Annotated in this window: 14 protein-coding genes; 7 read left to right on the top strand and 7 right to left on the bottom strand. The window is 58.9% G+C overall.

The window, feature by feature from the left end:
- The first annotated feature begins 103 nt into the window (after positions 1–103).
- From ACZ5CE_RS02825 to ACZ5CE_RS02800, 6 genes are all read left to right on the top strand, one after another.
- Positions 104–736 (top strand): L-threonylcarbamoyladenylate synthase, encoded by a 633-nt coding sequence (locus ACZ5CE_RS02825; protein WP_464576231.1) that lies wholly within the window; start codon positions 104–106, stop codon positions 734–736.
- Positions 729–1,370, top strand: coding sequence for a site-2 protease family protein (locus ACZ5CE_RS02820; RefSeq protein ID WP_464576230.1), 642 nt, complete (start codon positions 729–731; stop codon positions 1,368–1,370). Before ACZ5CE_RS02825 ends, ACZ5CE_RS02820 begins: the two co-directional genes overlap by 8 nt.
- 110 nt (positions 1,371–1,480) lie before the next feature.
- A complete protein-coding gene (locus ACZ5CE_RS02815; protein WP_464576229.1) occupies positions 1,481–2,683 on the top strand; it encodes a tryptophan--tRNA ligase in 1,203 nt (400 codons plus the stop codon).
- Positions 2,684–2,898: 215 nt separating this feature from the next.
- Positions 2,899–3,708, top strand: coding sequence for a segregation and condensation protein A (locus tag ACZ5CE_RS02810; RefSeq protein WP_464576228.1), 810 nt, complete (start codon positions 2,899–2,901; stop codon positions 3,706–3,708).
- Positions 3,674–4,321 carry an SMC-Scp complex subunit ScpB gene (gene scpB, locus ACZ5CE_RS02805; protein ID WP_464576227.1) on the top strand — a complete coding sequence of 216 codons (648 nt, stop codon included), beginning with the start codon at positions 3,674–3,676 and terminating at the stop codon, positions 4,319–4,321. Before ACZ5CE_RS02810 ends, scpB begins: the two co-directional genes overlap by 35 nt.
- A 34-nt stretch (positions 4,322–4,355) precedes the next feature.
- Positions 4,356–4,979: an AAA family ATPase gene (locus ACZ5CE_RS02800; protein WP_464576226.1), complete on the top strand. Its 624-nt coding sequence runs from the start codon at positions 4,356–4,358 to the stop codon at positions 4,977–4,979.
- 145 nt (positions 4,980–5,124) lie between these two features.
- Here the strand turns inward: ACZ5CE_RS02800 and ACZ5CE_RS02795 are convergent, their stop codons facing one another.
- From ACZ5CE_RS02795 to ACZ5CE_RS02770, 6 genes are all read right to left on the bottom strand, one after another.
- Complete coding sequence (locus ACZ5CE_RS02795) at positions 5,125–7,251, bottom strand: CopD family protein (RefSeq protein WP_464575696.1); 2,127 nt, start codon at positions 7,249–7,251, stop codon at positions 5,125–5,127.
- On the bottom strand, positions 7,248–7,679 hold the full coding sequence (locus ACZ5CE_RS02790) for a copper resistance CopC family protein (RefSeq protein WP_464575697.1): 432 nt from the start codon (positions 7,677–7,679) through the stop codon (positions 7,248–7,250). The genes ACZ5CE_RS02795 and ACZ5CE_RS02790 overlap by 4 nt, the downstream gene beginning before the upstream one ends.
- A 134-nt stretch (positions 7,680–7,813) precedes the next feature.
- A complete protein-coding gene (locus tag ACZ5CE_RS02785) occupies positions 7,814–8,389 on the bottom strand; it encodes a hypothetical protein (protein ID WP_464575698.1) in 576 nt (191 codons plus the stop codon).
- Between the two features lie 82 nt (positions 8,390–8,471).
- Positions 8,472–9,044, bottom strand: coding sequence for a hypothetical protein (locus ACZ5CE_RS02780; RefSeq protein ID WP_464575699.1), 573 nt, complete (start codon positions 9,042–9,044; stop codon positions 8,472–8,474).
- 156 nt (positions 9,045–9,200) lie between these two features.
- Positions 9,201–10,460, bottom strand: a complete 1,260-nt coding sequence (locus ACZ5CE_RS02775) for a methane monooxygenase/ammonia monooxygenase subunit B (RefSeq protein WP_464575055.1) — start codon at positions 10,458–10,460, stop codon at positions 9,201–9,203.
- Positions 10,460–11,284 (bottom strand): methane monooxygenase/ammonia monooxygenase subunit A, encoded by an 825-nt coding sequence (locus ACZ5CE_RS02770; protein ID WP_464575056.1) that lies wholly within the window; start codon positions 11,282–11,284, stop codon positions 10,460–10,462. Before ACZ5CE_RS02770 ends, ACZ5CE_RS02775 begins: the two co-directional genes overlap by 1 nt.
- Positions 11,285–11,320: 36 nt before the next feature.
- On the opposite strand from ACZ5CE_RS02770, the gene ACZ5CE_RS02765 reads away from it, so the two are divergent.
- On the top strand, positions 11,321–11,536 hold the full coding sequence (locus ACZ5CE_RS02765) for a hypothetical protein (RefSeq protein ID WP_464575057.1): 216 nt from the start codon (positions 11,321–11,323) through the stop codon (positions 11,534–11,536).
- On the opposite strand, the gene ACZ5CE_RS02760 is transcribed toward ACZ5CE_RS02765, so the two are convergent.
- On the bottom strand, positions 11,533–12,348 hold the full coding sequence (locus ACZ5CE_RS02760) for a methane monooxygenase/ammonia monooxygenase subunit C (RefSeq protein WP_464575058.1): 816 nt from the start codon (positions 12,346–12,348) through the stop codon (positions 11,533–11,535). The two genes, ACZ5CE_RS02765 and ACZ5CE_RS02760, sit on opposite strands and share 4 nt — an antisense overlap.
- Between the last annotated feature and the right edge of the window lie 566 nt (positions 12,349–12,914).

The raw sequence follows: 12,914 nt of genomic DNA, 5'->3' as shown, positions 1-12,914 counted from the left end.
ACGCCTTTCTGCCTTACCCTCATTTCGCGGTTCCCGGAGAACTTGCCGGCTGCCTTGAAACTCGGAACCGCATCCAAAATCAAAACTAGAAAAGCTTTCCTACTTGGCTCAATTCTTTTCCATCCATCCCGATAACCCGCAATTGCGGCTGATACGACAAGCCGTGGCCATCATGCGGGCGGGAGGCGTCATCGTTTACCCGACGGATTCGTGTTATGCGCTGGGCGGCCGGCTGGGGGACAAGCATGCGATGACGCGCATTCGAGCCATACGGCAGGTGGATGAGAACCACCATCTGACGTTGACGTGCCGCGACCTTTCTGAAATCTCCCACTACGCGAAAGTGAACAATACCCAGTACCGCCTGCTCAAGGCGACCACGCCCGGATGCTATACCTTCATACTTCAGGCCACGCGCGAAGTGCCACGCCGCTTGCAGCATCCCAGGCGCAACACTATCGGGTTGAGAGTTCCGGATAATCCTGTAGTGCAGGCTCTCCTTGCGGAACTGAATGAACCGCTGCTGAGCTCGACCCTGATATTGCCGGGCGAGGAGCTTCCCTTGAATGATGCAATGGAAATCCGGTCCCGGCTTGAACATCACGTGGAACTGGTGCTGGATGGCGGAGCATGCGGGCTGGAAATGAGCACTGTGATCGATTTGACGGACGATTCGCCAGAATTGATACGTGCGGGCAAGGGCAGCCTGGCGCCTTTTGGAATTGCCCATGAATAACATCATTCAAAATATCGCCATTTACGCGCTCCCGGTAATATTTGCCATCACGCTCCACGAAGCCGCACACGGATATGTCGCCAAGCACTTTGGCGATCTTACTGCCTATGCGCAAGGCCGTGTCAGCCTGAATCCTATCCGGCATATCGACCCGATTGGCACCATTTTGCTGCCCTTGATGACGCTGCTGCTGGGCGGTATCCTTTTTGGCTGGGCCAAACCCGTGCCGGTCGATTTCTCTGCATTGCGGCGCCCGAAGCAGGATATGCTCTGGGTAGCTCTGGCGGGGCCGGGCGCCAATCTTTTCATGGCTCTGGCATGGGCGTTTATCATCAAGCTCGGCCTTGCGTTGCCAGAGAGCGATTTTGCGAGGCCCATGATATTGATGGGCGAAGCGGGGATCAAAATCAATGTGATACTGATGGTGCTCAATCTTCTGCCCTTGCCCCCGCTGGATGGCGGCCGCATCGCAGTGAGCCTGCTTCCGCATCGCATGTCGGCCGTTTTTTCGAAGATCGAGCCTTACGGCTTCATGATCCTGCTTCTGCTGCTGATCACCGGCGTCCTCGGAGCCATTATCGGACCTTTTATTAGCATCACCATACAGCTGGTGGTATGGTTTTTCGGACTATAGCGTGCAGGTTTGGCGGGGGAATCCGGATCAACCCTATCCGCCTGCGTGACATGGAAAGCGGCACGGCACTTTCCTGATAGGAATGACTGACGAGGACTAGGACAGGTAATATGTTCACTGATCGTGTTTTGTCGGGAATGCGTCCCACCGGGCATCTCCACCTGGGACACTACCATGGCGTTTTGAAAAACTGGATTGAGCTGCAGCACCAATTCGAATGCCTTTTTTTTGTTGCCGACTGGCATGCGCTTACGACTCACTATGACACCCCGGAAATGATCGAGGAGCATGCCTGGGATATGGTCATCGACTGGCTTGCCGCGGGGGTGGACCCGGCTCAGGCAACAATGTTCATCCAGTCGCGCGTGCCGGCTCACGCGGAACTGCACTTGCTGCTTTCGATGATTACGCCGTTGGGATGGCTGGAGCGCGTTCCTTCTTATAAGGACCAGCAGGAAAAACTGGTTGAAAGGGATTTGAGCACATACGGTTTTCTGGGCTATCCGCTGCTGCAAAGTGCGGATATCCTGATTTATCGGGCAAACCGCGTGCCTGTAGGGGAAGATCAGGCGCCGCATATCGAGTTTACCCGTGAGATAACGCGGCGCTTCAATCACATTTATGGGAAAGAAGTCGGTTTTCGCGAAAAAGCGGAAGCTGCCATTAAAAAACTAGGCTCGAAAAAATCCCGGCTCTACCGAGAATTAAGAAACCGTTACCAGGAACAGGGTGATGAGGCAGCGCTGGCTGCGGCGAAGTCATTGCTGGACGAACAGCAGAATTTGAGCATGGGCGACCAGGAGCGGTTATTCGGCTATCTGGAAGGCGGCGGCAAGATGATTCTCGCCGAGCCCGAGGTGATGCTAACCCCGGCATCCCGGATGCCGGGGCTGGATGGACAAAAGATGTCCAAGTCCTATAACAATACCATTAGCCTGCGGGAGGACGAAGCCAGTGTCATCAAGAAGGTGCGGACCATGCCTACCGATCCCGCACGCATTCGGCGCAGCGATCCAGGTGATCCCGCCAAGTGCCCGGTGTGGCAATTTCATGAGATTTATTCAGGCACCGAAATCAAGGATTGGGTGCAGCAAGGCTGCACCACCGCCGGTATCGGCTGCCTGGAATGCAAGCAACCAGTCATAGACGCAATATTGGCGGAGCAGCGGCCAATGCATGAGCGCGCCCGAATATATGAGGAAGATCCTACGCTGGTGCGCAATATCATTGCTGATGGATGCGAAAGAGCGGATAAATTGGCGCAGGAGACGATGCGTGACGTGCGGGAAGCAATGGGACTGGACTATTCATAGAGTTCAGGATTTGTCGACGCCGGCCCTCCGTTTGTTATCCGCGGTCCACCTTGGCTGGCCACCGCGCTAGCAGTGATTCCGGTCAGCGGCGGTGATGGGGCAATGCCGCCTCGTTTGTTGCTTTCAGGACAGCCGGCCGGCTGACTGTGGAATAATGACCATGGTTTTCCTTCGCTTGAGCTACAGAAATAGAATGAGACGCAAATTCCCTCCGTATGAACAACCTCCTTCATCTTTTGCCCCCTTCCCCGGTCGCCAAAATTCACGGCGAATTGCTGACGGAGATGCCAAGGGATTTATATATTCCTCCTGATGCGCTGGAAATATTTCTTGAAACATTCCAGGGCCCGCTCGACCTGCTGCTTTATCTTATTCGCAAGCATAACCTGGATGTGCTGGACATTCCCATGGCGGAGCTGACGCGGCAATATATGGCCTACATTGAATTGATGCGCGCCAATCAGCTGGAGCTGGCGGCGGAGTACCTTCTGATGGCTGCCATGCTGATAGAGATCAAGTCGCGCATGCTTCTGCCTGGTCCTGCGGTCAGGGATGAAGAAGAAGGAGATCCGCGTGCCGAGCTCGTGCGCCGGTTGCTGGAATACGAGCAGATGAAAATTGCCGCGCAGCGTCTCAATGAATTGCCGCAGGCCGAGCGGGATTTCATGCTGGTGCGGGTATGGGTTGATCAGACACCGGTGGAGCGTCTGCCGGCAATCGGCCCGGAGGATCTTCGCACTGCATGGCTCAGGCTGGTCGCGAGATCCCGGGTCAATAGCAGCCATCGCGTTACCCGCGAGGAACTTTCTGTCCGGGCTCATATGAGCGGTATCCTCTTCCGCTTGCGGGGAAGAAAATTTGTCGAATTCAGCGAGTTATTCGATCCGGGCAGCGGGATAGCGGAACTCGTCGTGACGTTTCTGGCACTGCTCGAGCTTATTCGGGATCACCAGGTAGAGGTTACCCAGCATCGGACATTTGGAATAATTTATGTCAGCCCAATTGATGCCATTGAAAGTGCCTGATCCGGACGAGTCGCTCACTCCTGACGAAATCAAGCAGATACTGGAAACGGCATTGCTCACCAGCCAGGAACCGCTATCATTGCCGGAGCTGAGGAAATTATTTGAGGATGAGCTGAGTTCGGCGGTGCTGGGGCGCCTTCTTGAAGAGGTGCGCAGGAACTGGGATGGAAAAAACGTGGAACTGGTAAATATTGCCAGCGGATGGCGCTTTCAGGCCCGGCCGGAGATGCAGAAGTTCCTTGACCGGCTTAATCCGCAGAAACCTCCCCGCTATTCGCGGGCTGTGCTGGAAACGCTTGCTATCATTTCATATCGACAGCCTGTCACACGAGGAGATATCGAGGAGATACGTGGTGTTGCGGTGTCCAGCTCGATAATCAGAACACTGGAGTCGCGAGGCTGGATAAGCACAGTCGGTTACAGGGAGGTTCCTGGCAGGCCGGCCTTGTACGGAACGACTGCGGAATTCCTGAATGACCTCAATTTGAGATGCCTTGAAGAGCTGCCTCCGCTGGAGGATCTGGGATCCCTCGTCGAACATCAGGGAAATAGGGACTTGTTGTCTTCCCCCAGTCCCGACGCAGCGGAAAACGATAGCGGAAAGCCGGGCTAGAGAGAAACGGAACGGATAAGGGGCTGAGCAAGCTATGCAAACCATACTCGTGGCAAACCCGAAGGGAGGAAGCGGCAAAACAACGCTGATGACCAATCTGGCAGCATATCTCGCCTGGCAAAACCAGCGGGTCATCATATGGGATCTCGATCGCCAGAAGTCATCGCTGGATTGGCTCAAGCTTCGCCCTGCCGAGTTGCCGTCGATTGTGAGCCTGGATGCGACGCGCGACGAGATCGATCCCGAAATTCCGGAAAACATTGATTGGCTGCTACTGGATTCCCCCGCCGGAATGCACGGTAAGAATCTCGCTCATGCGCTGAAACTTGCGGATAAAGTCATCGTGCCGGTACAGCCTTCGGTTTTCGACATGACCGCAACACGCGATTTTCTGGATAGATTGGTGGAGGAGAAAACGATAAGAAAACACAAGACTTTTATCAGCGTCATCGGCATGCGGGTCAATCCGCGCACGCGTGCCGCCGTTACGCTGGAGCAATTCCTGCACCAATATGACCTTCCGGTCCTGACCTATCTGCGAGACAGCATGACCTATGTCAATGCCGCCTTCACCGGCAGAAGCATTTTTGACCTGCCACATTATCAGAACGAGCGCGATCTGGAGCAGTGGCAGCCGTTGATCGACTGGGTGAAATAATCTAGGGAAGCGCTGAGCCGGAATCCAGAGTTTTTTCAAGCTGCCGGATTTCTGTCTTCGCGGAAATGATCCAAGTATTTACTCAGCGTATTTCCGGTTCAGGATACTAGGGTGCATCGGATGATCACGCGAACAGGTACCGCCCTCAATGCACATGATCGCCTGGGGGAGGGAGGATTTCCTTTTCGGAATTGAGCTGGGCGACCTGCTGCATGAGGGCATCGGCATTGTCCCAGGCGGAGCCATCGGCGCTGGGGATCCAGCGCGCGCGCAGGTAGCCGTAGCGGTCCACCAGAAATTCCATGTGCGAAGGGAGGCTGCCCTCTCCCAGGAGGTCGGGCTTGTTCAGGGTGCGGCGAAACAGTTTGTAGCTTTGCACGATCTCGTGCGCGCCCTGGGTCACCACCGGATACGGCACCTCTTTGGTGATGTCATCGATTTCCTGCGAGTCCGGATCGTCCTCGGGCACGGCCAGGAGCACGGTGTTGGCGTTCTTGAGCGCGGGGTAGAGCTTGGCCAGTTGTTCCATGCGTTCGCGCGACTGCGGCCAGGAGAACAGCACCAGCAGTACGTTCTTGCTGCCGCGGAAGTCCTTGAGGGTGCCGCTTGAGCCGTCCTGGGCGAAGTAGGAGAAGTTGGGCGGGCCCATGGAGGGCTGGGGCTGGCTGGGCACGACTTTGGGGCTCATGAGGCGCGCCTGGTAGCCGCGCGACATGGCGTGCAGGTAGTTGACCACGTCCCAGCGGTCTTCTTCGGAGAGCTTGTCGCCAAATACCGGCATGCCGGTGTCGGGAATGCCGAAGGTGAGCCAGTGGAAGAAGTCGCCTGCGGTGTGCTTGGCGGTGTGCGGTTCGGTGAGCATGTCCACCGGGGGCTTGGCGAAGCTCTTGGCCATGACGCCGTCGCCCTTGCCCTGGAGCCCATGGCAGGCCACGCAGTTCTCGGCGAACAGGCCCGAGCCGTTGGCTATGGAGATGGTGTCGAACGGAACCGGGGTCTTGCGATAGGTCTCGGGGTAGGCGTCGATGGCAAGCGGGGGCAGTCCCACTCCCAGGGCGATGACGGCCAGGAGTATCGGGATGCCGATGCGCCGCCTGGCGTCCCAGTGCTTGATGCGCCCCAGGACGAGCGCGCCGCCTGCCAGCGCCAGCAGGGCTACGCCGCTCCAGGCGCGGATCATGACGCTGGGTTCGCCCCAGGTGGCGGCGAGCGAGAAGCGGAAGGAGTAGGGCCAGTCCTGGATGATGGCATGTTTGGCGGGCACGGTGTTGGCCACGATGGTGGCGAGCAGGACGATGCCCATGGCCAGGACGAATTCGAAGCTGACCCACTTCCTGAGTTTCTGCCCGCCCGCAGCACCGTTCATGGCTTTCTGAGGGGGGCCATTCCTGCCGCCTTCGGCCGATGCCCGCCCGGTGAGCTGGGGCAGCCAGATCGAGCGGGCGCGCGCGGCGATCACGAGCACGATGGCCAAAAGGCCGATCTTGGCATCGAGTATCCAGCCGTAGCGGGTGGCCACGAGCGCTCCATAGCTGGTGTCGACCATGCGGTCGGTGATGATGACGCCGGTGGCGATCACGGCCAGCATGACCGGCAGGGCCATGGCGGAGAAGCGCTTGAGGGCCTGGGCGTCGCCGGCGATGGCGTCTTCGCGCGACTGGAACAGGGCGTGGATGCGCTGGATGGCCTGGGTCTGGATGCCGGGATGGGGGGCGTGCGCGCCCGGTTCGGTGCAGGCAAAGCACACGACCAGGAAGGCGGGCAGCGCGCCGAACCAGACGCTGGCGAGGATGATGTGCAGGGCGTAGGGCAGGATGGAGGCGATGGAGAGGTCTTCGGCGGCGGCATGGCTGGCGAGCGAGCCTACGGTGAGCGTCAGGGCGGCGGCGCTGGCGCACAGGATGTAGCGCCAGCGGGCGCGCGTGGCGTGCCGGGCGTAGCGGATGTAGAGGGCGATGGCCATGACCAGCACGGCGCAGGCGGCGCGCGCCGCCCAGATGTGTCCCATGCGGGTGTTTTGCATCAGGGCAAGCCAGGCCCGGGGGTCCCAGGCCTTGTCGGGATTGCCGGTGGCCTGGCCGGTGGTGGTGGCCAGTATGCCCAGCAGCCCAACCAGGAGAAGGAGACAGAGCCAGGGCAGGGCGCGCTCCAGGCGGGTGACCCAGGGGGAGTGGTAGGCGCCGGCAATGGCCAGGAACACGCAACCGCCGACCAGGATCATGTTGGACGCAAGCTGTAGCCAGCGCAGGAGCGTCGCGATGACCTCGATCATTTCTGCGGTGCTTTGCTCTTTACGGTAAAGTCATAGGACGAGTCGACCACGTGCCCGTCCACGGACAGGACGCGAAACTTTACCGTGTACTTCCCTGCCCCCAGTTCCGGCAGGGGCAGCACGATGGATTTGGGGTCGTCGGCTGCCACATGCGGCTTGGCTTCGGTAACGGGGGTAGTCTTGGCCGCGTCATGCACCGCAAGGGAGGCGTAATCCTTTTCGATTTCTTCGTTGAACCACAGGCGCACTTGCGAAGGCGCCTTGGTGAGCGCGGCGCGGCGCGCGGGCTCGGCCTTGACGAGCATGGCGTGCGCCAGTGCCGTGCCGCTGTGCAGTCCGGCCATGGCCAGCGCCAGCATGCCCGCCGCGGCAAGCCGCCGAATCCGCTGGATCCGCTGGATCTTGTAGGAAACCCGAAATGATGCCATTCTCACTCCTCGTTCAAAACTAACCTGACCGCCGCCCATGCCCGGGCACTGGTATCTGTTGGACTGCCTCGCTGCAGTATGGTTCGGCCAGGAATGCCCGATGGCGCCTGGCCGGTTTGCCATCCTTGCTCTCTTCAGGCCGCCGTAGGGGATTTGCGCGCGCGCAGGAAGAATACCGCCACGGCGCCTATCACGGCGGCAATGCCGAAGATGAGGTAGGGGGAGGTGCCCTTGGGCTCGCCTACGGAGAAGGGGAAGCGCGAGATATACTCCTGCTTGTCGCCCACGGTCACGAGGCCGACGAATTTGCCAGGCTGCATGAAGTCGTATTCAAAGTTGATGGAGCCGTTGGGGTAGACCTTGGCGGGAATGTGCAGGATGGTGAGGGTGTCCAGGTTGCCCGGTTCCTTGCCGGGATCGCCGGTGTCGCGGATGATGCGCACTTCGGTGGGCAGGGGACGCAGGGCTTCTTCGATGTAGTCCAGGGCGACGACGGTGCGCCCGATGGCGGGAATGTCTTCGCAGAATTCCTTTTCCTGGGTGGCTTCGGGCTGGTAGCCGGTAAAGTGCATGGTGTAGGGCCCGATGGTGAGTTTGCAGACGTCATCGGCCAGGGAGAGGCCGCCGTGGGCCTGCACCTGGGCGGAAAAGGGAATCCCGATCGCCAGCAGCAGGCCGGCAAGTGCGGATTTCAGTGTGTTTAGGGACATGTCGAATCGCCTCTTGAATTATTGTCAAATCTTGTCAAATCGTTCACGGAACTGCGGATCCGGTCCGGTTCCTGTTCTCCTGCTAGCGCCGTGAATCGCGCCAGCGCTGCAGGCGCTTGGATTTCACGAGCTTGTATGCAATCAGGATCAGCACCAGCAGGCCGATCAGGGGGCCTACGGCGGTGCGGAATATCTGCGCATAGTTGATCATCTGTACCCGCAGCGGATACTGGTAGCGCAATGGCGGCTGCCCTTCGGCGGTGATGATGACGGTGTACAGCCCCTGGTCCAGGCTGGTTTCTCCCTGGATGACGCCATCAGGATGGTAGCTTGGGCGCAGGTAGGTCACGGTTTCGTCTTCGGCCTCGTTGGTGCCTCTTATCACGCGCATGCCGATGGGCATGTCGCGCAGGGCCTGGTCCACCAGGTCCACTACCAGGTAGGTGTCCCCGCCTTTGGGTATCTCGGTGCAGTACTGGGCGCTGGGCTCGAATTGCGGCTGGTAGGCGCTCAAGTGCACCATGCTGTCGCCAATGCGCCGCACGCAGCTGTCTTCTTCCAAGGATACCTTGCCATGCGCTCCCGCGGCTCCCGCCTGCAGGGTTGCTATCAGGACGAGTATTGTGGCGCATGCCTGTGTTACTTGCCTAACCACCTACCGGTCCTCCGCTTGACTATTACGCTGTTTCACTTTCCCGCCTGCGCGCGGCGATGCCGGCACGGGAGGTTGCTTCTGTTTCGCTCACGTTAAAAAACACCGATCCACTGCCGTCTGGCGACGGTGGCGGACCGGTGTTTCGCCTGGGTTGCTTTAGAGTTTGGTGAAGACCGGTATCACAGCGCCTGCTATGCTGTTGATGTTGCGGTCGCCCGAATCGCTCCATGTCATGAGCAATCCGCCAAACCGGCTTTCCGGGTCGCCCAGAAGCGCCATCAGCCGCTGTACTTCCCACAGTGCGTCCTTGGCTTCCATCTTGACTTCGCGCGTCTCTCCGGGCTGGATCGGGCTGTCGTTGTCAAACGAAAGTCCGGTGGCTACCAGTTCCTTCGGATAGTTGCGGTCCAGGTGCTTCAATCCCACTTTGTTGATGAACCGTACGCCCGCAGTGGTGAATTCGCCTATGCGGTAGGCGGTGTCGCCACTGTTGGTCACGGTCATGGTCACCCGCAGGGCACGCCCCGGCACGTCGTAGTTGGCGTGCGTCACCTTGATGGCGATGGGGTTGGGCTTGACGGGCATGGGTTGCACTTTGGATTCGCCCGCCTGGATGGGGACGGTGTACGGGTGCTTGGTCTCGGTGTAGCGATACCCGCCCCAGACGATGCCAAAGGTGGCAATGAGAACGATCCAGGCCACTTTCTTGTCCATGGGGTCGAGCAGCAGGTCGTCTCCATAGGCCAGCAGTACCCGGCTTCTGGGCAGGAACATGGGCCGGGCTACGTAGTAGCCGATCCAGAAGATGCCAAGGCCCAGCCACAGGATGTGCCAGAACATGCCGTTGTTGAAGTTGAAGGTCTCGGTGTCTATGGTCTCGCCGGTCAGCAGCTTGACGGGGTTGGTGAAGTCGTCCCAGCTGCCGGTGATGTTCATCCACGCGGCAGGGCCGGCAATCGGGCCTGCGTCCTTGATGTTGACCATGGCGTGCATGTGGTGGCGCCCGGGTATGCGCGCCTTGAGCCTGACTTCAAAGGCGTAGTCGCGCCCGATCTCCAGGGGGCCGGAGATGTAGGTGGGTTCGCCGTTGAGCTTGGTGGAGAGCCGCACGAACACGGGGCTGGGGCTGCCAACGTTGAAGAAGGCGCGTCCCGGCTTGCCTACGGCGCGCGGCCAGTCTTCGGCAAGGTGGAATTTGCCGGTCATGGTGGCGATGTCGTTGACCTTGGTGGTGTCAGGACCCCATTTCATGTCGTACCACTGGATGGTGCGCATGCGCAGGAACGGTTCTTGCGAGCGTTCGCCGTGCGCGGCCGCAGGGGAGATGTCAAGCATGAGGCTCAAGGCCAGGGTGGCAGCGCCAGCTACGCCGGCTATCCCCACTTTGCCCAGTTTGATCAGGTTCTTTGCGTTCATTATTTGATCCCCTCCGGAAACCCTTCTTCTCCATAGGCGGTGACGTCATTCTTCATGGATACGCGTCCACGCGGGCCTTTGACGTAGAAGAAGGCGGTGCAGTAGATCTTGCCAAAGTACCACCATACGCAGAACATGAGCATGGAGACGAAGGCGGAGAAGAACGCGGCTATGACGGTGGTGTGGCCGCCAAAGGTGCGCAGCGATCCTTGTTCGATCAGCCGCACGTACTCGGGGGTGCCGGTGCGTACATACAGGAAGCCGGTGTAGTCGGCCAGGGAGAGCAGCACGCCTTCAGCCACGAGCGGCAGGTGGGTCGGGCCAAAAATGGGCCAGTTGCCGGGGTAGAACAGCAGTCCGAACGCGCCTCCGCCTACCAGGGCGGTGATCATCCAGTTGCGGGTGAGCAGCATGACGGTGTCCATCACGAGCGCTCCCGGTATCATGGTGGAGGGAAACACGAAGTTGATGGGGTAGTGCGACCACCAGTAGAAGCCCCAGAACCGGGTCAGCCATTCGCCTACCAGCAGGCAGACGATGCATAGGGTGGCGCCATAGGGCAGCCGGTAGTTGACCCATAGGTAGTACATGATGGCTGCACAGTAGGTGATGCCCACGATCGGGGTGACCACCGGCCACCATTGCCGGTCTTTCCAGTCCAGCCAGAAGTCCCAGTCTCCTGCCAGCAGCATGAAGTGCATGTGGTAGGTTCCAACCAATAAAATGCACAGAATGGGAAAATAGATCACGTCTATCATCCTGGACATCTTTACCGCTTCCGGCGGCATTTTCGCCGCCCGTATTATTTCATCTGTTCTGCTCATCGCGCCCTCCCCTCATGTGTGTCGTTGATTCCTTGTTTGCGAAATGTTCCTTGCCGCCTGCTCGCGGTGTTTGCGCTTGCGATTGCTTGCGTGTCGCGCAAGCCGGGCGCAGGCTGTTCCCTGGGTGTTGCGGCGGCTGCCCGGGTTCCCGGGCCGCTGCTTGCTGCAGTTTGCGGGGGTGCAGCCGCCAGTTCCTCTGTTGCGTTCCTGCTTCCTCTTCTGTTGCCCGTGTTCCAGTGTTTCGTTTCTTAGGGTACGATGCGGTTGTTGAGGATGACTTTGCTCTGGTTGTTCCAGACGACGTCGGTCAGGTTGGAGTAGCGGGTGATGATCTGGGCAGCAATGCCGCCAGAAAACAGCCCGGACCAGCCCAGGATGACGAAGCCCCAGTGCAGCGGCGCGCTAAACAGTTCTTCCATGAACCAGAAGGCATGGCCCCATTCGTTCAATCCCACGTTCGGCAGAATCATGAGCGGGCCGGCAATGGCCATGACCAGCGGAAACGAGGTCCCGCGCGAGTACAGCGGCAGGCGCGTCATGGCATACAGGTAGCTCGCCACGCCGCAGACGATGTACATGGGAAAGGAGCCGTAGAACACCACCACGTGGCTCGGGGTGAAGCTGGTGTCGCGTATGATGACCTGGTGCCAGGAGGCGTCCTGCTCGGTGAAGAAGCTGCCGCCCCAGTATACGCCAAACAGGTACACGCCCAGCCACATCATCCAGTAGAAGTAACGCTTGACTTCCAGCTTGGGGTCCAGGTTGTCCAGCTGTTCCTTGGTGTCGCGGGTCTTCCATATCCAGCCCCAGGTCACCAGTGCAAATATCGGCATGACGATCATGTGAACCCGCCACAGACCCATCCATACCTTCTCGAATTCGGGTTCCATCGAGTCCATCCCGTGCGAGTAGGCAAACGTCCTCTGGAACCAAATCCAGAAAATCGCTACGCCCAGCATGGTCAATAACCCAAATTTGTACCACTTCGAGTCGTACCACAGCGACATGTCGTAGTCGCGTCCGCTCGACGCCGCGTGGCTTGACGTCCCTAGTGTTGTTGCCATTTCATTTATCTCCTATTGCGTTGATCAAGTGCCGCTCCTTCCTGCCCGGCCGCCCGGCCGCATTGCCGCCTGCCCCCATTCCTTCCTTCCTGCCCCAAGAACTGCAGGCCAGCATGCTCGCTTCCCGGATCGGGCTTCCTTCTTTCTTCTCTTTCCCGTTACTTGTTACACTCGTTACTACCCTGGCGCCCGGCCGATGCTACCCGGCACAATCCAAAATATCTTCCCTTCCCCGATATCCCGATCCCGCCAGTTCCCGCCCGTCCACCCGTTCTTACAGATACTTTACATACCCACAACCCCGTAAAGACTATCCGCGAAGATCTTCCAAGTCAAGCAGTTTGTCTCCCACCGCCAGCGCCAACTTGCCGGGGCGCCCTCCCAATGTCGCCTCCGCCGCAGACAGGGGCTTTTTGCATGGGAAGGCATATCTTATGCCAGGAGAGTATATAGGCCTTAATCAATAGCTTGAAGCCGAAGCCAGGGTCCGGGAGGAAGAGATGTAAAAAAAATCGACTACTAAAAAAATCCGGATCAGAAGTGTCCGAATCAGGACTTTCAAGATG

The organism is Nitrosospira sp. TNL200 (assembly GCF_055386305.1).
This window is presented reverse-complemented; position numbering and strand designations above follow the sequence as displayed.

Coding starts and splice junctions, on each gene's coding strand:
- ACZ5CE_RS02820 (WP_464576230.1), top strand. CDS start 729: ATGAATAACATCATTCAAAATATCGCCATTTACGCGCTCCCGGTAATA.
- ACZ5CE_RS02760 (WP_464575058.1), bottom strand. CDS start 12,348: ATGGCAACAACACTAGGGACGTCAAGCCACGCGGCGTCGAGCGGACGC.
- scpB (WP_464576227.1), top strand. CDS start 3,674: ATGTCAGCCCAATTGATGCCATTGAAAGTGCCTGATCCGGACGAGTCG.
- ACZ5CE_RS02815 (WP_464576229.1), top strand. CDS start 1,481: ATGTTCACTGATCGTGTTTTGTCGGGAATGCGTCCCACCGGGCATCTC.
- ACZ5CE_RS02770 (WP_464575056.1), bottom strand. CDS start 11,284: ATGAGCAGAACAGATGAAATAATACGGGCGGCGAAAATGCCGCCGGAA.
- ACZ5CE_RS02775 (WP_464575055.1), bottom strand. CDS start 10,460: ATGAACGCAAAGAACCTGATCAAACTGGGCAAAGTGGGGATAGCCGGC.
- ACZ5CE_RS02800 (WP_464576226.1), top strand. CDS start 4,356: ATGCAAACCATACTCGTGGCAAACCCGAAGGGAGGAAGCGGCAAAACA.
- ACZ5CE_RS02810 (WP_464576228.1), top strand. CDS start 2,899: ATGAACAACCTCCTTCATCTTTTGCCCCCTTCCCCGGTCGCCAAAATT.
- ACZ5CE_RS02795 (WP_464575696.1), bottom strand. CDS start 7,251: ATGATCGAGGTCATCGCGACGCTCCTGCGCTGGCTACAGCTTGCGTCC.
- ACZ5CE_RS02790 (WP_464575697.1), bottom strand. CDS start 7,679: ATGGCATCATTTCGGGTTTCCTACAAGATCCAGCGGATCCAGCGGATT.
- ACZ5CE_RS02785 (WP_464575698.1), bottom strand. CDS start 8,389: ATGTCCCTAAACACACTGAAATCCGCACTTGCCGGCCTGCTGCTGGCG.